Source organism: Pseudomonas lini (assembly GCF_001042905.1).
In the GTDB taxonomy this organism is placed as follows: domain Bacteria; phylum Pseudomonadota; class Gammaproteobacteria; order Pseudomonadales; family Pseudomonadaceae; genus Aquipseudomonas; species Aquipseudomonas lini.
The window spans coordinates 30,456-51,687 of the sequence record NZ_JYLB01000010.1; the positions used below are offsets into that span (position 1 = coordinate 30,456).

21 protein-coding genes are annotated in these 21,232 nt (G+C 60.2%); 4 read left to right on the top strand and 17 right to left on the bottom strand.

The features are described 5' to 3' along the window. Positions 1 to 89 precede the first annotated feature (89 nt). From TU81_RS24775 to TU81_RS24785, 4 genes are all read right to left on the bottom strand, one after another. On the bottom strand, positions 90 to 1,037 hold the full coding sequence (locus TU81_RS24775) for an ABC transporter substrate-binding protein (RefSeq protein ID WP_048397003.1): 948 nt from the start codon (positions 1,035 to 1,037) through the stop codon (positions 90 to 92). A 367-nt stretch (positions 1,038 to 1,404) separates the two neighbouring features. Next, on the bottom strand, positions 1,405 to 1,563 hold the full coding sequence (locus tag TU81_RS30530; RefSeq protein ID WP_167344827.1) for a hypothetical protein: 159 nt from the start codon (positions 1,561 to 1,563) through the stop codon (positions 1,405 to 1,407). Positions 1,564 to 1,623: 60 nt separating this feature from the next. Then, entirely contained in the window at positions 1,624 to 1,935 is a 312-nt protein-coding gene (locus TU81_RS24780) for an AzlD domain-containing protein (protein WP_162830927.1), read from the bottom strand. Beyond that, the gene (locus TU81_RS24785) at positions 1,935 to 2,633 is read right to left on the bottom strand and encodes an AzlC family ABC transporter permease (RefSeq protein WP_032830637.1); all 699 of its coding nucleotides are present in this window, start codon (positions 2,631 to 2,633) and stop codon (positions 1,935 to 1,937) included. The genes TU81_RS24780 and TU81_RS24785 overlap by 1 nt, the downstream gene beginning before the upstream one ends. A 393-nt stretch (positions 2,634 to 3,026) precedes the next feature. On the opposite strand from TU81_RS24785, the gene dapA reads away from it, so the two are divergent. Together dapA and TU81_RS24795 are read left to right on the top strand one after the other, a co-directional pair. After that, positions 3,027 to 3,902, top strand: coding sequence for a 4-hydroxy-tetrahydrodipicolinate synthase (dapA, locus tag TU81_RS24790; RefSeq protein WP_048397004.1), 876 nt, complete (start codon positions 3,027 to 3,029; stop codon positions 3,900 to 3,902). 60 nt (positions 3,903 to 3,962) lie between these two features. Further along, a complete protein-coding gene (locus TU81_RS24795; RefSeq protein WP_008009099.1) occupies positions 3,963 to 4,349 on the top strand; it encodes a DUF2784 domain-containing protein in 387 nt (128 codons plus the stop codon). Between the two features lie 15 nt (positions 4,350 to 4,364). On the opposite strand, the gene TU81_RS24800 is transcribed toward TU81_RS24795, so the two are convergent. Continuing rightward, positions 4,365 to 5,942, bottom strand: coding sequence for a sensor domain-containing diguanylate cyclase (locus TU81_RS24800; protein WP_038982804.1), 1,578 nt, complete (start codon positions 5,940 to 5,942; stop codon positions 4,365 to 4,367). A gap of 150 nt (positions 5,943 to 6,092) precedes the next feature. Further along, positions 6,093 to 6,620, bottom strand: a complete 528-nt coding sequence (locus tag TU81_RS24805) for a DUF3087 family protein (RefSeq protein WP_048397005.1) — start codon at positions 6,618 to 6,620, stop codon at positions 6,093 to 6,095. Positions 6,621 to 6,847: 227 nt separating this feature from the next. Here TU81_RS24805 and ppnN point away from each other — a divergent pair, with 227 nt between their 5' ends. Next, positions 6,848 to 8,221, top strand: a complete 1,374-nt coding sequence (gene ppnN, locus TU81_RS24810) for a nucleotide 5'-monophosphate nucleosidase PpnN (RefSeq protein ID WP_048397012.1) — start codon at positions 6,848 to 6,850, stop codon at positions 8,219 to 8,221. A gap of 621 nt (positions 8,222 to 8,842) precedes the next feature. Here the strand turns inward: ppnN and TU81_RS24815 are convergent. The 11 genes from TU81_RS24815 to TU81_RS24865 all read right to left on the bottom strand — a co-directional run bounded on the left by TU81_RS24815 (position 8,843) and on the right by TU81_RS24865 (position 20,182). Continuing rightward, complete coding sequence (locus TU81_RS24815) at positions 8,843 to 10,270, bottom strand: FAD/NAD(P)-binding protein (protein WP_048397017.1); 1,428 nt, start codon at positions 10,268 to 10,270, stop codon at positions 8,843 to 8,845. A 14-nt stretch (positions 10,271 to 10,284) separates the two neighbouring features. Continuing rightward, positions 10,285 to 11,052 carry an ABC transporter ATP-binding protein gene (locus TU81_RS24820; RefSeq protein WP_048397019.1) on the bottom strand — a complete coding sequence of 256 codons (768 nt, stop codon included), beginning with the start codon at positions 11,050 to 11,052 and terminating at the stop codon, positions 10,285 to 10,287. A 3-nt stretch (positions 11,053 to 11,055) separates the two neighbouring features. Further along, positions 11,056 to 12,396: an ABC transporter substrate-binding protein gene (locus TU81_RS24825; protein ID WP_048397021.1), complete on the bottom strand. Its 1,341-nt coding sequence runs from the start codon at positions 12,394 to 12,396 to the stop codon at positions 11,056 to 11,058. 25 nt (positions 12,397 to 12,421) lie between these two features. After that, the gene (locus TU81_RS24830; RefSeq protein ID WP_048397022.1) at positions 12,422 to 13,471 is read right to left on the bottom strand and encodes a branched-chain amino acid ABC transporter permease; all 1,050 of its coding nucleotides are present in this window, start codon (positions 13,469 to 13,471) and stop codon (positions 12,422 to 12,424) included. Between the two features lie 4 nt (positions 13,472 to 13,475). Then, positions 13,476 to 14,357, bottom strand: coding sequence for a branched-chain amino acid ABC transporter permease (locus TU81_RS24835; protein ID WP_008014134.1), 882 nt, complete (start codon positions 14,355 to 14,357; stop codon positions 13,476 to 13,478). Then, positions 14,357 to 15,133: an ABC transporter ATP-binding protein gene (locus tag TU81_RS24840; RefSeq protein ID WP_048397024.1), complete on the bottom strand. Its 777-nt coding sequence runs from the start codon at positions 15,131 to 15,133 to the stop codon at positions 14,357 to 14,359. The genes TU81_RS24835 and TU81_RS24840 overlap by 1 nt, the downstream gene beginning before the upstream one ends. After that, positions 15,130 to 16,035, bottom strand: coding sequence for an AMP-binding protein (locus TU81_RS24845; protein WP_048397026.1), 906 nt, complete (start codon positions 16,033 to 16,035; stop codon positions 15,130 to 15,132). Before TU81_RS24845 ends, TU81_RS24840 begins: the two co-directional genes overlap by 4 nt. Before the next feature lie 373 nt (positions 16,036 to 16,408). Continuing rightward, positions 16,409 to 17,812: an LLM class flavin-dependent oxidoreductase gene (locus tag TU81_RS24850; protein WP_048397029.1), complete on the bottom strand. Its 1,404-nt coding sequence runs from the start codon at positions 17,810 to 17,812 to the stop codon at positions 16,409 to 16,411. Then, a complete protein-coding gene (locus TU81_RS24855; protein ID WP_048397031.1) occupies positions 17,812 to 18,249 on the bottom strand; it encodes an acyl-CoA dehydrogenase in 438 nt (145 codons plus the stop codon). The genes TU81_RS24850 and TU81_RS24855 overlap by 1 nt, the downstream gene beginning before the upstream one ends. Before the next feature lie 10 nt (positions 18,250 to 18,259). Further along, positions 18,260 to 19,462: an SfnB family sulfur acquisition oxidoreductase gene (locus TU81_RS24860; RefSeq protein WP_048397033.1), complete on the bottom strand. Its 1,203-nt coding sequence runs from the start codon at positions 19,460 to 19,462 to the stop codon at positions 18,260 to 18,262. Between the two features lie 156 nt (positions 19,463 to 19,618). Then, positions 19,619 to 20,182, bottom strand: a complete 564-nt coding sequence (locus TU81_RS24865) for a helix-turn-helix domain-containing protein (RefSeq protein WP_038982597.1) — start codon at positions 20,180 to 20,182, stop codon at positions 19,619 to 19,621. On the opposite strand from TU81_RS24865, the gene TU81_RS24870 reads away from it, so the two are divergent. Next, entirely contained in the window at positions 20,177 to 21,205 is a 1,029-nt protein-coding gene (locus tag TU81_RS24870) for a DMT family transporter (RefSeq protein ID WP_048397034.1), read from the top strand. The genes TU81_RS24865 and TU81_RS24870 overlap by 6 nt on opposite strands. Positions 21,206 to 21,232: the final 27 nt, after the last annotated feature.

Consider the following 21,232-nt stretch of genomic DNA (forward strand, 5'->3'; position numbering starts at 1 on the left):
AGATCGCTGCGAGCCGAGGTTGGATAAGGGTACACAGTGTTTGGTTCCGGCGCCCGCTCCCGGACTCGCGTTATGCCTTCGATTTTCGGTTATTGCGCCAGCGCCTGCTGGAACGAGCTGTCGATAATCGGTGCCGTCGCCAGGGCGGCCGGCAATGCCTTGACCTTGAACAGGAAGTCCGCGGTGCTTTGCAGATCCGCCGCAGCTTGTTGATCCACCGGGCCGACGGTCATGTGCGCCTGGCGCAACCAATGACGTGACACGTTCTGATCAAGGTTGGCCTTTTTCGCCCAGAGATCGGCGTACTCGTCGGAGTGGGTGTCGACCCAGGCCCGGGCCTTTTTCAGGCGCCCCAGGAAGTCGGCAATGGCTTCGCGCTTGCTGTCGATCGAAGGCGTCGAAGCGGCGATGGCGCTCAGGCCGGGCATCAGGTTTTTGGCGGTGAGAATCGGCCGGGCGCCAGAGAATAGAATCTGCTGGGAAATGTAGGGTTCCCAGACCGGAAACGCGTCGATGCTGCCTTGGGGTAACGCAGCGGCTGCATCAATCGGCATCAGTTTGATGAAGTCGACGTAGTTATCCGGCAAATCGGCTTGCTCCAAGGCGCGCAGGGTCAGCTGCTGGCTCCAGGCGCCAGGCCAGTAAGCGACTTTCTTGCCCTTGAGATCGGCGACGGTCTTGACCGGCGAATCCTTGGGCACCAGCAAGGCGATGGTGTCCGGGTTCTGCCGCGACACGCCGATCAGCTTCACTGGCGCCTGTTTGGCGGCCAGAAACAGAAAACCTGAATCGCCGAGAAAACCCAGGTCCAATGCGCCGGTGTTCAGTGCTTCGGCCAACGGCGCAGCGGCCTGGAAGTGCTTCCAGTCGACGGTATAGGGCGCCCCTTGCAGCACACCCGAAGCCTCCACCGATGCGCGAATGTTGTAGTAGTTCTGATCGCCAACGTGCAACACCACGGGGTCGGCACCGTAGGTCAAAGGCGCGGCAAACAGGGCGCTGGCCAACAGACCGCGCAGGTATTGGGAGAGATTCATTGGGGCTCCTGGAAGGTCATTTTTATAGACCATAACGCTCTTACAGGAGTAATTTTAAATTCTATTTATGCATAAGCTCATGACCGGGAACAGTGCGTGTTTACCCAGCAACAGTGGCTCGACAGACTGCATTTCCCGGTGCATTTCTCCCAGCGACACATTGCCTTACCTGTGGGAGCCTGCTCGCGATGGCGGTGTAACTTCAGCGGATCAAAAGCAAAAGATCGCAGGCTGCGCCAGCTCCTACATTGGATAGCATTCCCCTGTAGGAGCTGCCGAAGGCTGCGATCTTTTGATCTTGCTTGCGGGTTTACCAAACTAAAAGCCCCGTTATCCAAGGCGGGGCTTTTGGGTATGTACAAGCTGATCAGGGCTTCAGCGGGCGTTCCTGGTCGCGGTCCGACAGCTCTTTACCGTCGTCGGGGTGCTTCCAGTCCGGCGTCGAACGCCTCTGCTGCTCAAGCTCTTCTTCCGTCGGTTCATCCACATCTTCATCCGGGTCCGGACGTTTTGGTTCAATGGCCATGCTCACCTCTCTTCCTGAAGGGATCCTCTTTAAGCGTAGAACAGTTCCGCGTGTGACGACTCAGAGCCACCACCGCAGCAAAAAGAAGAACCCCATGCTCAACAACATGCTGAGCAAGGTGTTGCGTGTGTAGAGCACAAGGCCCACGGCCACCAGCGAACTGATCAGGTACGGGTTATCCCACTGCAGGTTCAGCTGCTTGTCGGGCATGAACACGATCGGCCCGCAGATCGCCGTGAGCATGCCCGGTACCGCGAAACCGAGGAATTGCCGGGCATTGCTGCTCAAGCGCACCGGCAACCGAGGTTCGAGAAATACGTAGCGGTTCAGGAATACCAGCAGGCCCATCCCGATAATCACAGCCCAGACCATCATGTGCGCCCCACATAGAGTTTGTTGCAGATAAAGCCTGCGGTCATGCCCGCCAACCCCGACAGCACCAGCGCCGAGCCCCATTGCCAATAGCTGAACAGCACTGAACAGAACAGTGAGACCGCCACGCAAACCACTGTCGGAACGTTGCGCACCACTGGCGTGATCAAGGCGATAAAGGTCGCCGCGATGGAGAAGTCCAGCCCCAGGTGTTCAAGGCCCGGAATGCTGCTGCCCAGCACAATGCCCGCCAGGGTGAAGAGGTTCCACGCGATGTAAAACGTCAGGCCCACGCCCAAGGCGTACCAACGATTGAACTGCTGTTTGTCATGCTGGCTGGTCAGGGCGAACAACTCGTCGGTGAGCAAAAAGCCCAGCCCCACACGCCAGCGGCCCGGCAACGGGGAAATCACTGAACGCATGCTCATTCCGTAAAGCAAATGCTGGGAGGTCAGCAGCAACGTGGTCAACAGAATCGAAAAGACCCCGGCGCCGCCCTTGAGCATGCCGATGGCGACCAATTGAGCCGCGCCGGCAAACACGATGCTCGACAGCCCCTGGCCTTGCAGCGGTGTGAGATTGGCCTCGATGGCCATGGAACCGGCCAGCAGCCCCCAAGGCGCGGTCGCCAGGGACAACGGCATGATGGCCGCGGCACCGCGAAGGAATGCACTGCGCGGCATGAGTGAGTTGGACATAACGCTCTACAACCAGGGAAAGACCCCAGACTGTGCCAGCAGTCGCGGTGGATGGCTTGAACAATCTTGCGCACTTGCACGCAACCGGTACTGATTTTCGAGATTGACAAACGTCGCGCCGACTTTTAAAACTGAGCACCTCATTCAGGGTGTAAGCAATCATGTCCGCAACCTTCAACCTCAACACTGTCGTCATTGGCTTGAATGCCAAGGCGCAAGGTTGCGTTGCGCACGCCCTTAAATCGAAGAAACAGTCGCTCATGTGACCGGGGCGCGCTGTCCCGTCAGATGAGCTGACAGGACATTGAGCGCGGCGGACACTCCCTCCTTCTTGCTGACTTCCTTCTACGCTTCTGACGGTGACGAAATCGGTCAACCTTCAGGAGAAAGTGCATGTCATCGTTTCAAGGTATCTGGGTTCCCATCGTTACGCCGTTTCACCATGGCGCGATCGACTTCGACGGGTTGCGGCGGCTGGTCAGTCATCTGCTGGAAAAAGGCGTCGATGGCATTGTGGTCTGCGGCACCACCGGGGAAGCCGCAGCGCTGGGCAACCATGAGCAGCTGGCGGTGCTCGATGCGGTGCTGGAACTGGTTCCGCCAGAACGTGTGGTCATGGGCCTGGCCGGCAACAATCTTGCCGAATTGCTGACATTTCAAAGCGAAATCCTCAAACGTTCTCTGGCGGGTTTGCTGGTTCCACCGCCGTACTACATCCGCCCCTCCCAGGCCGGCCTCGAAGCTTTTTTCAAGACCGTCGCCGATGCGTCCAGCGTCCCGGTCATTCTCTACGACATTCCCTATCGCACCGGCATAGCCTTCGAACAGGCGACCTTGCTGCGGATCGTCGCCCATGAGCGGATCGTCGCGATCAAGGACTGCGGCGGCAATCCAGCCACCACCCTTGCGCTGCTCTCCAGCGGCAAAGTCGACGTGCTGTGCGGTGAAGACCACCAGATCTTCGGCGCTTTGTGTCTGGGTGCCAAAGGCGCGATTGCTGCATCGGCTCATGTTCATCCCGAGCTGTTCGTGACGCTGTATCAACAGATCCGCGACAACCGGTTAGCGGCCGGTCGGACGACCTTCTTCAAGTTGCTGCCGCTGATTCACAGCCTGTTCATCGAGCCCAATCCCGCGCCGGTGAAAACTGCCCTGGCCCTTGAAGGGTTGATCCACGACGAGCTGCGCGCGCCGATGCAATGCAGCAGCGAAGCCACGGCGGTGCGTTTGAAAGAAGTATTGGCAGTGCTCGAAAACAGCAATCGATAGAGCACACGCGCCCAGCCCGAGTACCATGGAGCGATTCACATAACGCGTCAGGGAATCGACATGCTTTACCGAATCGCAGCCGACGGGCTGGTGCTGTCTCACTTGCTGTTCATTCTGTTCGTGCTGTTCGGCGGGCTGCTGGTGCTCAAATGGCATCGCCTGGCCTGGTGGCACCTGCCCGCCGCCGCGTGGGGCGTGATCGTGGAAGTTTTCCACCTGACGTGCCCACTGACCGAATGGGAAAACCTCATGCGCCATGCGGCCGGGCAAACCGGCTACGGCGGCGGTTTTATTGAACATTACGTGTGGCCGATTATTTATCCGGCCGGGCTGACACCCACGATTCAACTAGGACTGGGCAGCGTGGTGCTGGCGATCAACGTGCTGATCTACCTGCGGCTGATCCGCTTATGGAGATTGCGGCACCCGACTCGTTCAGGGCAGTAACCGGTCTGGCTGAGTTCAGTTGGCAATGACGCTCATGTTCCGGCCACTGGCCTTGGCCACATACAGCGCCTTGTCTGCTGCGCCGATCAAATCTTCGGGCTGGCTCTGCGCTGTCTGGTTGTAGGCACAGACCCCCAGGCTGACCGTGACGAGGCCTTCGGGGCTGCCGCTATGCTTGATGTCCGTTTGCTGAACCGCGCGACGGATCTTTTCCGCCACCAGAAACGCCCCCACATAATCGGTGCCGGGCAACACCACCGTAAACTCCTCACCACCGAAGCGGGCAGCAAGATCGCCGGGGCGCTGGATGTTGTCAGTGATGATGGTGCTGATCTTGCGCAAACACTCATCGCCCGCCAAATGACCGTAGTGATCATTGAAACTCTTGAAATGATCGACATCGATCATCAGCAACGCCAGGCTGGTGTGGGTACGCCTGGCGCGGCCCATTTCCGCCAGGATGAACAAATCGAACTGACGCCGGTTGGAAAGCCCGGTTAGTGCATCCTCCAAAGCCAGCAACTTAAGGCTGTGGTTGACCTCAATGAGTTTTTCCTGCGCCTCCAGCAATTCGTTCTGAATATGATTCTGCTGTTTCATGACGCGGATCAGGCGATAGCCGAGAACGCCCAGAAACCCCAGCAGCAATGAGACGATGCCCGCACTGAGCATTGACTCCTGCCGCCAACTGGCCAGGACTTCAGCCTTGTCGAGCGCGGCAAAAACGATAAGCGGATAACCCTCGACCCGCCGAAACCCCACCACCCGCTCCACCCCGTCCACGTAGGATTTGACGATGGCCGTTCCGGAATTACCCTTGGGCAACAGCTGGGTAAACAGCGGCCCCTTGGCGACACTGGTACCGATATCGGCTTCGTTGAACGGGCGGCGGACGACGATGGTGGCGTCGTCGGCGATCAGATTGACCACCCCGTTACTGCCCATGTCGATGCTGTTGTACAGGTCCAGGAAATGGTTGAGATAGATCGAAGCCGCCACCACGCCGGCAAACCGCCCATCGGCGTGATTGATTCTGCGTGACACGGTCATGACCCACTCACCGGTCGAGCGACTTCTTATCGATGGACCGATATGAGGACCGCGGTCGGGATGATCACGATGGTAGATGAAATATTCACGGTCGGAGTTATTGGCATTGGCCAGCACAGCGTTATTGGAGTTGGCGAGCCAGCGTCCTTCTTCGTCGAAAACGAACAGCCCATGGATCTGCGCCAGTTCACCGCGCTGGGCGTGGAGCAAACGTTGCAGTCTGGGAATTTTCGCCGGCTCCATGCCGTCGTTTTCGAGGCGGTCCACCACGGCAAACAGCAGTGTGTCGGCCTGCTTGATCGAGGCCTGTGCCTGCGAGGCCAGGGTTTGCGCCAGGTTGGACATCTCCACTTCGCTGCCGCGCAAATGATACTGCCGCGCATTCCAGCCCTCACCGATCACAATGGCCGTCATGGACAGGCATACCGCAATAAGCAGAGAAACCGCGTATCGAACCTTGAGTTTCGACTCAACCTGCCCGGGTACCCAAGGCGTGGCAAGCCGGGTGCTTTCAGTACGATCTTTGACGAACGGATGCCCCATGACGCTCCTTTAATCCCTTATGACATGGCGAATTTTCCCGTTCGCCCTTTTAGCGCCAGCCAGCCGTGGCTGGCGCTCGGACCACTATGACTCATCAACGAATACGATAGGTGATTTGCACAAAAATGCTCATCGCCAACGATCGTAAGGCTACATCTGCGTCTGTTTCACCGCCTCAAGCCAGGCCGGATTCAATTGTGTCTGTTCGGTCTCGATGCCCAGCGCTTCCATCCGCGCCTTGTGCTGCTCCATCTCACGGGTCAGCTGGCTATGGTCGCTGGAATTGCCGTCCAACTGGTGCATCTGGCTCAGCCCCAAGTGATAAAAACGCAGCAGCTTCATGGCGCTCGGATCGCCCTTATCCACTGCCGCCGTCACCTGGTGCATGACGTTGGTGATGCTCATCAGGCTGCGTTTGAGCTGCCAACCATAGACCGCTGGCGCCATCCATTCCTGGGTCCAGAACGTGCCGCGCATCAGCGCCGCCATCAGCAATAACGCGGCAAACACGCCGCCCACGTTGAAACGCAGATTGTCGCCGCCGGGCTCACCGAACAGCGCCACCGCCGCCGTGGACAGCACCATCGCCAGCGCCAGGAACATCAGGGCGATGATTACCGTGCTGCGCCGCGTCTGGCGTCGATAGGTTTCGGCATTCATTGGCTGGATTTCGAACATCGCGACGGGGTTCCTTGCATCAATGGTAAAAGGCTCTGTGGCAAAAAGACTGCGGGGCATTATCGCCTCCCCGAAGGATTTAGCTATGCTGGGGCTCCTTTTCATCTTTCCATCGTTAAACGGGGAACATGGCGATACAGCGCAGTTCGTGCCATCTTCTCCATGGATACACACTATTCGGATGCCATGCGCCTGCCGGCGGGTGACATCGTTTTAAGGATCATTGAATGACCCAACGACATGTAATCAACGCCTCGGTCAGCCCTAAAGGCAGCCTGGAAACACTCTCCCAACGTGAAGTACAGCAACTGAGCGAAGCCGGAACCGGCCTCACCTACACCCTTTTCCGCCAGTGCGCCCTGGCCATCCTCAATACCGGCGCTCACGTCGATAACGCCAAGACCATTCTGGAAGCCTACAAAGACTTCGAAATCCGCATTCACCAGCAAGACCGCGGCGTACGCCTGGAACTGCTGAATGCCCCGGCCGACGCTTTCGTCGATGGCGAAATGATCGCCAGCACCCGGGAAATGCTCTTCAGCGCCCTGCGCGACATCGTCTACACCGAAAACGAACTCGACGCCTTGAGCATCGACCTGAGCACCTCCCAGGGCATCAGCGACTACGTCTTTCACTTGCTGCGCAACGCCCGCACCCTGCGCCCCGGTGTCGAACCGAAAATCGTGGTGTGCTGGGGCGGCCACTCGATCAACACCGAAGAATACAAATACACCAAGAAAGTCGGCCACGAACTCGGCCTGCGCAGCCTGGACATCTGCACCGGTTGCGGCCCCGGCGTGATGAAAGGTCCGATGAAAGGCGCGACCATCGCCCACGCCAAACAGCGCATCCACGGTGGCCGCTACCTCGGCTTGACTGAACCGGGGATCATCGCCGCCGAAGCACCGAACCCGATCGTCAACGAACTGGTGATCTTGCCGGACATCGAGAAACGTCTGGAAGCGTTCGTCCGCGTCGGCCACGGCATCATTATTTTCCCGGGTGGCGCGGGCACGGCGGAAGAATTCCTGTACCTGCTCGGCATTTTGATGCACCCGGATAACGAAGGCCTGCCCTTCCCCGTGGTCCTCACCGGGCCGAAAAGCGCCGCGCCGTATCTGGAGCAGTTGCACGCCTTCGTCGGTGCAACCCTCGGTGAAGCCGCGCAGCGGCACTACGAGATCATCATCGACGACCCGGCTGAAGTGGCGCGACAAATGACTCAAGGCCTCAAAGCGGTCAAACAGTTCCGTCGCGAGCGCAACGACGCGTTCCATTTCAACTGGCTGCTGAAAATCGACGAAGGCTTCCAGCGCCCGTTCGACCCGACCCACGCCAACATGGCCAACCTGCAACTGAGCCGCAACCTGCCGTCCCACGAACTGGCCGCCAACCTGCGCCGCGCGTTCTCCGGCATCGTCGCCGGCAACGTCAAGGACAAGGGCATCCGCCTGATCGAAGAACACGGGCCATACCAGATCCGTGGCGATGCCGCCGTCATGCAACCGCTGGACAAACTGCTCAAAGCCTTTGTCGCCCAGCACCGGATGAAACTGCCGGGCGGCGCGGAGTATGTGCCGTGTTATCAGGTGGTGGCTTAATACGCTCCCACACTTTGACAAGAAACCCCACGTGATTGATCGTTCCCACGCTCTGCGTGGGAATGCCTCAACGGACGCTCTGCGTTCGGCTCTGGAAGGGACGCGGAGCGTCCCGGGCTGCATTCCCACGCAGAGCATGGGAACGATCATCCTCGCTAGCCTCGTGGATATACGCAGGTCGCAGACCGGGACTCTAGAACCGGCAGACCCGAAGGTCTCCCACGTACAGCCGCCATAACATGAACGGACAGGCGTACCTGTTCACGAACGGGGGATGTTGTGCGTCTAGAGATACACGGGCTGCGAAACCCGATCGCTGATTCGTCAGCGACCCGGAAACGATAGAGCCCGGCCTCAAGGCGCACAAGCCGGCGGATTCTGGCGTAGTCGTAGGCAGTGGCGCAAGAATGTGTAGCCCGGGTGAGTGTCTGGAAGTGTCGTTTAAACAGTGCTTGTTTAGTGGTCTGACACCGAGCCTTGTGGTGGCTGTACCGGCCTCATCGCGGGCAAGCCCGCTCCCACAGGTATCTGCGTTGACCAAAGGATTTGTGAACGACACCGATCACTGTGGGAGCGGGCTTGCCCGCGATGAGGCCCGAAAAAACACCGTCCAACTTTCGGTCAATCCACCAATCGCGCCGCAAGAGACTTGGCCTGGCTCGCCACATCAGTCACTGCCGTGCTCTCCCACCACATCCCGCGCAACGGTGGGCCCATGGCGAACAAACGGCTGGCGACCTGCCCGTCAGCGCTTAATACCGCACCGTCATCCGCGGCGGCAATCCCCAATGCCAATGGCCCTGGCCGCACCAGCCCGCGTGCCAATAGTTGCTGCGGCAATGGTCGCGCCACTCGCCGCCAGTCATATTCGATGCCACTGGAGTTGATCAGCGCCGCGCCATGCACCACGCAGGTTTGCGCCTCGCCCCGACGACGAATGCGAATGCTGACCTCCCCGTTCAACGAAGGCTCCAACCCTTTGAACGATGCAGCCTGAATCCGCAACCGCCCTTCCCCATGCAGCCGCGCCACCAACTCGGCACTCAACGGCGGCGAGCGATGGTGATGGCTTTCCCACCACGGCCGCACATGTCGCACAAACTGCCGACGCTGCACATCCGTCGCCTGGCTCCACAACCGCCCGATGTGCGCCCGCACGGTGTCGAGCGGCGCTTGCCAGTCGATGCCCTGGGCGATGGCGTCGCGGCAATGCCGGCGCAGTTCGCGCATCAACTGACGCGGTGTGCGGATGCTGTGATCCTCGGCCAAAAAATCGGCCCAGGCCGGAGGCTGTCGCCGTACATGGGGCAGCAGACCATGCCGGGAAAACACTTCGATCGGCCCGCGATGCCCGGCCTGTTCCAGCGACACCACGGCATCGACCATGGTCAGGCCCGAGCCGATGATCAGCACCGTCGACTGCGGATCGAGCTGACGCATGGCGGTCACATCCCAGGGATCGAGCGCCGCTGCGTTCAAGCCGCTGGATTCGGTTTGCGGCGTGCGCGCAGCGGGGAACATGCCAGTGGCCAGCACCGCATAGGCGCCCTGCAAACGTTGGCCGTCACTCAAGATCAGCAATACAGCGTTGTCCCGGGTTTGCAGGTCGACCACCTCGGCCCGTACATGCTCGACACTCGAACCATTCAATGCGCCCACCGCCTGCGCCTCGGCCAAACGCTGCTGCACATAAACGCCAAACAGCCCGCGCGGCGCAAACAGCTCGCTGATCGGCACATGCTGCTGATCCGACTCAGGCCAACCACCCGCCGTAATGTACTCGGTCAGCCATTGGGTCAAATCATCAGCGTTGTCGGGATCGACGCTCATCCGCGCCGCGTTGCCGTTGAGCGTATGGCCCAACTCCACCGCGCTGTACGCTTCGCCCCGACCGAGTTCGGCGCGGGGTTCGATCACCAGCACCTGACGCTTGCCCGGCAAACGCAACAACTGCGCCGCCAGCATCGCGCCGCTCAGGCCGCCGCCGATGATCAGGATGTCCGCGTGGCGGATGGCGTCGGTCGCCTGTCCGCTTGGGGTGTCAGTCATGGCGTTCTCATTGATCAGTGTTTACCTAAATAGAAGTCGTGCAGATCGCCCCGTGCCAGCAACTCATCGGCGGTACCGGACAGCACCACGCGACCCGTGTCGAGGACGTAGGCCTTTGAGGCGTACTTGAGTGCCACGTTAATATTTTGCTCGGCAATCAGGAAGCTCACCTGCTCGTCTCGATTGAGTTGCGCCACGATTTCGAAAATCTCCTGGACGATAATAGGCGCCAAACCCATGGAAGGTTCATCGAGCAATACCAAAGTAGGACGTGTCATCAACGCCCGGCCGATGGCGACCATCTGTTGTTCGCCACCGGAAGTCAGCCCGGCCCGGGTCTTGCGCTTGGTTTTCAGACGTGGAAACCAGGCGTAGATGCGCTCCAGATCCGCCGCCAGGTCTTTGCGGCTCAGGCCGCGAACGAAGCCGCCGCTGCGCAGGTTGTCCTCCACCGTCAGTTGTGGGAACACGTGCCGGCCCTCCAGCACATGCACCATGCCCTGGCGCACGCGAACGCTCGGATTAACCCCAGCGGTATCGCGCCCGAGAAACTCGATCGTCCCTCGACTGACTTCCGCGCGCTCGGCCCGCACCAACCCGGAAATCGCCTTGAGCGTGGTGCTTTTGCCCGCACCATTGGCCCCGAGCAACGCGACGATGCCGCCCTTGGGCACCGTCAGCGACACCCCGGCCACAGCCAGGATCGCCCCGTCGTAGATCACCTCGATGTCGTTGACTTGCAACAGGTCATTGGCGGCAATGTCACTGACGGCTTGGCTCATACGTTATTCATCCCCAGTGCAGGTGCGTGGCGTCAGGCCTTTTTCCTTGGCGAACGCGGCGGATTTTTCATCGATCAATGGCCGCAGCAAGGCGCGGTCGGCGGGGATCCAGTCGCTGATCAGCGTCCAGTGGGCGCCGTCCCACTGTTGAACCCGCGCCGAACCGCCACCCTCATGATCCTTGCAAGACAGCTTGAGGTTCTGCATCAGGCCGAAGTAGCCCATGTCCTTGAGCCGCGCGTCGTCGATGTTCAGGTGTTCCAGGCCCCAGCGCCCTTCTTCGCCGTTAAGCGGCCGCTTGCCGAATTTGCCTTGGGCGGTACGGATCGCTTCCACCATCACTGCCGCGTTCACCAGCCCGGAGTTGTAATAGACGCTGCCGAAATTCTTCAGGTCCTTGAGGTCGCTTTTGCCCTTGTCGAGGATGGCTTGCTTGAGGCGTTTATGGATCTCGAATTCGCTGCCGGCCGGGTATGGCGTCAGCGCCAGATATCCTTTGGCGGCGGCGCCTGCGGGCAATACGTCTTCGCTGGAACTGGCCCAGATGTCGCCGACGATGTGGTCCACCGGGAAGCCGAAACGCGCCGCCGTCTTGACTGCCACTGGCGTCGACACGCCCCAGGTGCGCAGGAACACCCAGTCCGGGTTGACCTGGCGCACTTGCCGCCATTGCGACGATTGCTCGTTGCCGGGATCGGCTACCGGGATCTGGATGTTTTCGAAGCCGTATTTTTCAGCCAGCAATTTCAACGGACCGAGGGTTTCCCGACCGTAAGCCGAGTCGTGATAAACCGTGGCGATCTTCTTGCCCTTGAGTTTGTCGAACCCGCCCTCGCGCTGGGCGATGTAGTTGATCAGGCTCGAGGCCTCGCTGTAGAAGGTCAGCATCACCGGAAAGTTATAGGGGAACACCGTGCCGTCGGTGGCTTCGGTGCGACCGTAGCCGAGGGTGATCAGCGGGATCTTGTCGACTTCCGCCCGCTCGCTCAGCGCATACGCCGCCGGCGCGCCGTTGGGTGAATAGATCGCCACCGGGGCGCCATCCAGGCCTTTCTTGAAGCGCTCATAGCACTCGATGCCCTTCTCCGCCGTCCACTCGGTTTCGCATTCCTGCCAGACCAGTTTCACGCCGTTGATCCCGCCTTCCACATCATTGATGTAGTTCAGGTAATCGAGCATGCCGGCCCACACTTGCACACCGCTGGAGGCGTAAGCGCCGACACGGTAAGTGGCCAACGGGAAGAACTGCTGGTCTGGCGAGGCCTGAACCATCGGCGCCGCGCTGCCGAAAATCGCCAGCGTCAGAGCGACGCCGGCCAACGAACGTTTCAAGGATGCACGCATGTTGTCTCTCTACCAGGTTGGGGATTCAGAAGCGCAGCGGCCAGTGACTCAGCCGTTCACGAAGGTTGCTCAAGAGGCGAATCAGGCCTTCCGGTTCCTTGATCAGAAACAGGATGATCAGCGCGCCGAAGATGATTTTTTGCAGGTTCTGCAACTGGCCGGCGTCCACCGAACCACCGAACAAGGCTTGCCCGGCATGGCTGAGCAGGATCGGCAGCAGGCTGATAAACGCCGCACCGACGAAGTTGCCGGCGATGCTGCCCATGCCACCGATAATGATGATGAACAGGATCTGGAATGACCGGTTGATATCGAAGCTGCTGGCGCTGGCCGTGCCCAGATAAGCGAAGGCCCACAGCGCCCCGGCGATGCCGAGGTAAAACGAGCTGACGGCGAACGCCAGGTGCTTGTAGCGCACCACCGGAATGCCGATGACTGCGGCGGCGGTGTCCATGTCGCGGATCGCCATCCAGTTGCGGCCGATCTGGCTTTTCACCAGGTTCACGGCAACCCAGGTCAGTAGCAGAACGGTAGTCAGGGTCAGCAGGTAGCGGCCCAGCGGCGTGTTCAGATCATGGCCAAACAAGGCCAGTTTCGGCGCGGAAATGGTTCCGGACGAACCGTAGTTGTAGAACCAGGGGAATTTGACGAACAGCCACTCCAGGAAAAACTGCGCGGCCAGGGTGGTGACCATCAGGTAAAAGCCCTTGATCCGCGAACTCGGCAGGCCAAAGACAAACCCCACCACCGCGCTGATCAGCCCGCCGCCGAGCAGTGCCACCGGCAAACCCAGCTCTGGTAAACGCAGTAGAAAACCATAGGTGGCAAAGGCGCCGACCGCCATGAAACCGGCCGCGCCGACCGAGGTCTGGCCGGTGTAACCAGTGAGCAAGTTGAGGCCAAGCCCGGCCAGGGACAGCACCAGGAACGGAATCAGAATCGCGTTCAGCCAATAGTCGTTGCCGGTCAGCGGCACGACCACGAAGGCGATCAACAACAGCGCAATCAAACCAATCGGCATTCGGCGCTGAATCAACACCGCCGGCGCGGTTTCGCGGGTAAGGGAAATCGACATGGGTTCAGACTCGCTCGATGGCCCGCTCGCCGAACAGGCCGGCGGGACGGATGTACAGGAAGGCCAAAGCCAGGACGTAAGCGAACCATGGGGTAATGCCACCGCCGATCAACGGGCCGATGTACACCTCGGCGAGGTTCTCCGCCGCACCGACGATCAACCCGCCGACAATCGCCCCGCCAATCGAGGTGAAGCCGCCGATGATCAACACCGGCAAGGCCTTGAGCACCACCAGCGACAGCGAGAACTGCACGCCTTGGCGCGCGCCCCACAACAATCCCGCCACCAGCCCGACGATGCCGGCCACCGCCCAGACGATCTGCCAGATGCGGTTGAGGTTGATGCCGATCGACAGCGCGGCGGTGGTGTCATCCGCCACTGCGCGCAGGGACACACCAATGCGGGTTTTGTTGAACAGCAGCGCCAGCACCGTCACCAGCACGATGGCGGCCGCTGCGGCAATCAGGTCGAACTGGCTGACCATCATCCCGCCGATAAACAGCGGCACGTCGTCGATGCCCAGATCCAGCGCCCGCACTTGCGAACCCATCAAGCCCTGAGCCAGGCCTTCGATGATGAACGACAACCCGAGGGTGGCCATGAACAGGGTGATCTGCGAGCGATTGACCAATGGCCGCAACACCAGCCGTTCGATCAGCAACGCGCCGACGATCATCACCACAACGGTCAGCAACAGCGCCAAGGCGAACGGCACGCCTTGATCGTGCAGGCTGACAAAGGTCAGCGCGGCGAACAGCAGCATCGCGCCCTGGGCGAAATTGAACACGCCGCTGGCCTTGTAGATCAGCACGAAGCCGATCGCGACCAGCGAGTACATGGTCCCGGCGAGCAAGCCGCCGAGCAGGGTTTCGAAGAAGAACGTCATCAGTGCACCACTCCCAGATACGCCGCGATAACGTCGGGATTGGCCTGCACTTCGGCCGGCGTGCCGTCACCGACCTTGCGCCCGTAATCGAGTACCACCACATGGTCGGACAGGCCCATCACCACGCTCATGTCGTGCTCGATCAATACCACCGTGGTGCCGAGGTCGCGGTTGATGTCGGCGATGAAGCGGGCCATTTCCTGCTTCTCTTCGGCGTTCATCCCGGCCATCGGCTCATCGAGCAGCAACAGGCTGGGGCCGGCGATCAAGGCACGGCCAAGCTCCACACGTTTTTGCAGGCCGTAGGACAGCTTGCCCACCGGCACATCGCGATGGGCTTGCAGTTCGAGGAATTCGAGAATGCCCTGGGCCTGCCGCCGGAAGTCTTCAGCCTCACGCCGGGCTCTTGGCAGGTTCAGCGCCTGCTCGATGAAACCGCTGCGCAGGTGCCGTGACAGGCCGGTGAGGATGTTGTCGATCACACTCATTTTCTTGAACAGTGCGTTGTTCTGGAACGTGCGGCCGATGCCCCGGCGTGCGGCGGTCAATGGGTCGATACGTTTGAACGGCTGTTGCTCGAACACAATCGAACCGGCATCGAAGCGGTACACGCCGTTCAGCACGTTGAGCAGCGAACTCTTGCCCGCGCCGTTGGGGCCAATCAGCGCGCAGATCTCGCCCCGACGCACGTCGAACGACAGTTCATTGATCGCCTTCACGCCTTTGAAGGACAGGGAAATACCGCTGACTTGCAGAATGGAGTCGGTCGAACTCATGCGATGTCCCGTTTGAATTCAGCGAGCCAGGTCGGCTCGGGTTGAGCATCGGAAATGCGGGGGGCTTGCCAGATGAAATGCAGGTTGTGGAAGCCCAACAGGCGGCGAACGCGGTTCTTGATCAAGCGTTGCAGGCCTTTTTCGGGATGGGCGATGGCCCAGTCGCAGAGGCGTCGACGCCAGGTGCCATTGGGGGCGAGGCGGCTTTCGATTTCTGCGGCCAATAGTTGCAGGCGTTCGGCCGACAGCAGCAGCCCGGACGGCGCCACTTCACGACGGTCGCGGGCGGCGCTGCCGGGGCTTTCCGGGAAGGCCAGGGATTGGCCGCTGCTCAGCCATTGTTCCAGTAGCACCGTCAGGCCGTGCTGCCACTGGGTGCCCTCTTCGCTCCACAGTTGCGCGTCTTGATTCCAGCGGTTGAGGCGTTGCGCAGGGTCCACCGGGCCGAGCAACTCGGCGAAATTCAGCAGCGTCAGGCCTTGGTTGGTCCAGAGTTGCTGCGTCTGTCTCCCTTGAACGAACGCGTGAGTTGGACGGCTGCGCCATAGGGCTTTGTGCAGCTCCTCGGAGTCGAGGTTGTCCGGCAACGTCAGCAGTTCGGCGCCAATGTGGCGGGCGGCCAGTGCGAGCAGCAACAGATCTGGCTCGAATGCACCGCTCAAGGCCAGGCGCGAATCTTCGGTAAAACCCTGCTGACGCAAACCATCGGCCAACCGCTCGACATCGCGCAAGGCATCGATCCAGCGCCAGACGAACCACTGACCGTGGCGTTTGTGGCGCAACGCCGGTTGCAACGGACTGACCTGCGCCCAGTGCTGCAGCTGCTCCAAAGCCTTGGGCACATCGACCCGCCATTGGGCGGAATCGGCGACTGGCGGACGTTTGAGTTCATGCACGCTCATTGGCTTACCTCTTATCCATGGGCAAAAGCGTGCGGTGGTCCGCTGGGCTGGAATCTGTAAAACACCACCGTCCCAATGTGGGAGCTGGCTTGCTCGCGAAAGCGGTGTAACTGGCGATATCAATGTTGAATGTGCCGGCCTCTTCGCGGGCAAGCCACGCTCCCACAGGGTTTTGTGTCGTCCACAAATATCGCCAGCGATACGAAACCTGTGGGAGCGTGGCTTGCCCGCGATGGCGGTGTGACAGGCGACATCGATGTTGGACGTACTGGCCTCTTCGCGGGCAAGCCACGCTCCCACAGGGTTTTGTGTCGTCCACAAATATCGCCAGCGATACGAAACCTGTGGGAGCGTGGCTTGCCCGCGAAGGCGTCTACGCAGACACCACTTTCTTCTCCTGCCGCCGCAACCCCGCCAGGTCTCGATAGCCCGCCCCCGGATGTATCTCCGGCAATCGCGCCCCTTCGCCAAACAACTTCTCGCGCAAGGTCCCCGGCGCATAGTCGGTCTTGTACACCCCACGCTTCTGCAACTCCGGCACCAATAACTCAACGGCATCGATGAACGTTTCATGGGTCAACGCATAAGCCAGGTTGAAGCCATCCACATCGGTCTCCTCGACCCATTCCTGCAGCAAATCGGCGACGGTCTCGGGGCTGCCGACAAACAGCGGCCCGAAACCACCGATCCCAACCCAATCGGCCAGTTCGTTCGGCGTCCAGACCTTGTTCGGGTCCGCCGTGGAGAACGCCTCCACCGCCGATTGAATGGCATTGGTGTGCACGTGTTTGAGCGGTTCATCCGGTTTGAACTGGCTGAAATCGATCCCGGTCCAGCCCGAGATCAACGCCATGGCGCCCTCATAACTGACCCAGGTTTTGTATTCTTCAAACTTGACTTTGGCCTTTGTGTCGGTCTCGCCGAGGATCACCGTTTGCAGATTGAAGATCAGGATCTTCGACGGATCGCGCCCCGCTTCAGCCGCACGGCGACGGATGTCGGCCACGGTTTTCTTCAGCAGCACTTTCGACGGCGCGGCGACAAACACGCATTCGGCATGTTCGGCGGCGAACTGCTTGCCACGACTCGAGGCGCCGGCCTGAAACAGCACCGGCGTGCGCTGGGGCGAAGGTTCACAGAGGTGCATCCCTGGCACCTGAAAGTGTTTGCCGACGTGCCGGATCTCGTGAATTCTGCTCGGATCGCTGAAGATCCGCCGCTCGCGATCCCGCAGAATCGCGCCCTCTTCCCAGCTGCCTTCCCACAGCTTGTAGCAAACCTCCAGGTACTCTTCGGCGAAGTCGTAACGGGCGTCATGTTCGGTCTGGGCTTTCTGGCCGAGGTTCTTCGCGCCGCTTTCCAGGTACGACGTGACAATGTTCCAGCCGGCGCGGCCCTTGGTCAGGTGATCGAGAGTCGACAGGCGTCGGGCAAACGGATACGGGTGTTCGAAGGACAGCGACGCGGTCAGGCCGAAACCCAGATGTTCGGTGACCAGCGCCATCGGCGGGATCAGTTGCAATGGATCATTGACCGGTACCTGCGCCGCCTGACGAATAGCCGCGTCACCGTTGCCGTTGTAGACGTCATATATGCCCAGCACATCGGCGATGAACAAACCGTCGAACTTGCCGCGTTCGAGGATCTTCGCCAGATCGGTCCAGTACTCAAGATCCTTGTACTGCCAGGATCGATCCCGCGGATGCGCCCACAAACCCGGCGACTGGTGGCCGACGCAGTTCATGTCAAAGGCGTTGAGACGAATTTCACGGGCCATCAAACGACACTCCGCACGCTGGGTGGATGGATGCCGTTGAGGCGGAAGTTGCCAATGAGGTGGAGCTTCCAACGCAGCGGATCATCCAGCGATCCAGGCAACACGGTACGTTGGCCGGTGAGTTCGAATTCGGCATTGCTGACGGCATTTAAAGCATCCGCGCTGGCCAGGTGCGACTCGGCGATGGCGACGCTGATTTCCGTGTCGTCATCAACACTGTTCAGAAAGTCTTCGGCGCGTTCGAGCAGCGCGGCGGCGACTTCAATCCGGATGTGCAAATCGCCGAAGCGGCTGATGACGTAAGGATCATCCGTGGCTTGGGTCTTTTGCCGGACGAAACGCAACGTCGCATCGAGCAAGCTGCGAGCGTTGTGCAAGTCGTGCTGAGGCTTGGCCAGGGGCTGCCCGGTAACAATTGGTTGGGTCAAGGCGTTCATGGGTCGCTCCTCAGTTCCAGGCGTGGCGCGCAGGCTTCACGCCGTTGAGCAGGTAGTTGCCGATCAAGTGATATTTCCAGCGTGCCGGGTCGTGCAAGGTGTGAGTCCGGGCGTTGCGCCAATGACGGTCGAGGTTGTACTTGCCGAGCACCGAGCGGGTGCCGGCGAGTTCGAAGAGTTTGCTGCTGGTGAGCAAGGCGATTTCGGCAGAGAGGACTTTGGCCTGTGCGACCACAACCGAGGCGCGGGCAACGGTGCCCTCATTGGGTTTGAGCAACGCGCCGTCGATGGCTTGGCCGGCTTTTTTCAGGATCGCTTCGGTGCCGTGAACCCGCCATTCCAGATCGCCGATGGCGGCGATGCTGAACGGGTCCTGCCAGCCATGATCCTGCTGGCTGTCGATCCATGGTCGGGCTTCACGAGCGTAGCGCTTGGTTTCTTCCAGGGCGCCGACGGCGATGCCGGTATCCACCGCAGCCTGGATAATTTGCGAGATCGGGCCGTCGGCGGTGGGTTCGTCGAACGCCTTGTGGGCCGGGATCACCGCGCTCAAAGGCACCTTCACCGCGTCCAGATTCACGCCGCCGCTGGCAGTGGTGCGCTGGCCGAAACCGTCCCAACTGTCGATCACCGTCAACCCGGGATTGTCGCGCTCGATGAAGGCGATGAAAGCCTTGTTCTCTTGATCGACCGCCACCGCCGGCACGATGTGCGCGAACAAGGCGCCGGTGCAGTAGAACTTCTCACCGTCGATTTGCGCGGTGTCTTCATCGAAACGGATACGGGTTTCAAAGGCACCGGCATTTTTGCTTTTGGATTCGGAGAAGGCGTTGCCGAAACGATAACCCTGCAGGACTTTGCCGAAGTAATAGCGCTTCTGCGCTTCGGTGGCGGTTTGCAGCAGGATGTCGAGCACGCCCAGATGGTTTTGCGGGATCTGGCCGAGGGACGGGTCGGCGGCAGAAATGATCTTGATCACCTCGGCGACTGTCACGTAAGACACGCCGGCACCGCCGTATTCTTTGGGAATGGTGATGCCCCATAAACCACTGGCGGAGAACTCGTCGAGTTCAACGACCGGCAGACGTCGCTCGCGGTCACGAGCGCTGGCCTCGATAGCGAAACGTGCGGCTAGCTTGTGTGCGACGGCAATCGCCTCGGCGTCCGAATGGATCACATGGGCGGTTTGCGAGGGTTGGGCAGAGGCTGTCATGGGCCGACTCCGGGATTCTGGTGAATGCCCCAGCGCTTTTGCAGGAGTCGTGCCTGAAACTAAATTTGTTTTATTTCAATAGCTTAATTAACTATCCGAGAAACACTTGCAGCTTTAAAACAGCAAAGTGCTTATCCAGTGTTGGTCGGCAAACAGTCAGATCACCACATTACGCACAAACCGCGCCGCCACTTCCCCGTCGTTGCGATAGGAATGTGGCTGGTTGCTGGCGAACATGAAGAATTCACCGGCGGCGATTTTCTGCGGTTGGTCGCCGAGCATCAGGGTCAGGCAACCTTCGAACACATAAATCTGCTCACTCCAGCCTTCGGCATCCGGCTGCGATGGATAAACCTCACCCGGTTGCAGGCACCATTCCCATTGTTCCACTTCACGGGTGGCGGTGGCTTTTGACAGTAAAACGGCTTTACTGCCGGGGATCGTTCCCGCCCAGGCGACTTCGTTGATACGGCTCGGATCGCGGGCATCCGGGGCCTGGATCAGATCGCTGAAGGCGACGTCCAGTGCTTCGGCCACGCGATCGAGGGTGGTCAGGCTGACGTTCTTCTCGCCAGCCTCGATGGCCACCAGCATGCGGCGGCTGACCCCGGACTTTTCGGCCAAAGCGGTCTGGCTCATGTCGGCGGCGTGGCGCAGACGTCGGACGTTCTGGCTGACGTGCTGGAGAACCGAGGCCCGTTGGGTGGAATCTTTGTGCACTATATTGCTCACTTGATGGTGTTGCGCAGTATACTGCCCAACTTCCGGCGCATTGTGCGTCTCCCTCAGGTAGCGCGCAAGGTCATGACGTCGGTGAACTCCTCCCCTGCTTCCTCCCGTTTCTCACGGTTCAGCAAAGCTGAGTGCGTGTTGGTGCTGATCACCATGGTCTGGGGCGGGACGTTTTTGCTGGTGCAGCATGCAATGACCGTCAGCGGGCCGATGTTTTTCGTCGGTCTGCGCTTTGCCGCGGCGGCGAGCATCGTTGCCCTGTTCTCCTGGCGTCATCTGCGCGAACTGACCTTGTTCGAACTCAAGGCCGGGTCGTTCATCGGCGTGGCGATCATGCTCGGTTATGGCCTGCAGACCGTGGGTTTGCAGAGCATTCCCAGCAGTCAGTCGGCGTTTATTACCGCGCTGTATGTGCCGTTCGTGCCGTTGCTGCAATGGCTGGTGCTGGGTCGGCGTCCGGGGTTGATGCCGAGTATCGGGATCATGCTGGCCTTTACCGGGTTGATGCTGTTGTCGGGACCCGCCGGCGCTTCGTTCAATTTCAGCCCTGGGGAAATCGCCACATTGATCAGCGCCGTGGCGATTGCGGCGGAGATCATTCTGATCAGCACCTACGCCGGCCAGGTCGACGTGCGCCGGGTGACGGTGGTGCAACTGGCGGTGACTGCGGTGCTGGCCTTTTTGATGGTGGTGCCGACTCAGGAAGTGATTCCCGGGTTCTCCTGGTTACTGTTGTGCAGCGCATTGGGCCTGGGCGCGGCGAGTGCGGCGATTCAGGTGGCGATGAACTGGGCGCAGAAGAGTGTGTCGCCGACGCGGGCGACGCTGATCTATGCCGGGGAGCCGGTGTGGGCCGGGATTGTCGGGCGGATTGCCGGGGAGCGGTTGCCGGCGATTGCGTTAGTGGGGGCGGGATTGATTGTGGCGGCGGTGATTGTCAGTGAGTTGAAGACTAAGGGTAAGGCTTCTGCCGAAGTTGATGAAGCCTTGGAGAGTGAAAGCGGCAATTAACAGCAAGATCAAAAGATCGCAGCCTTC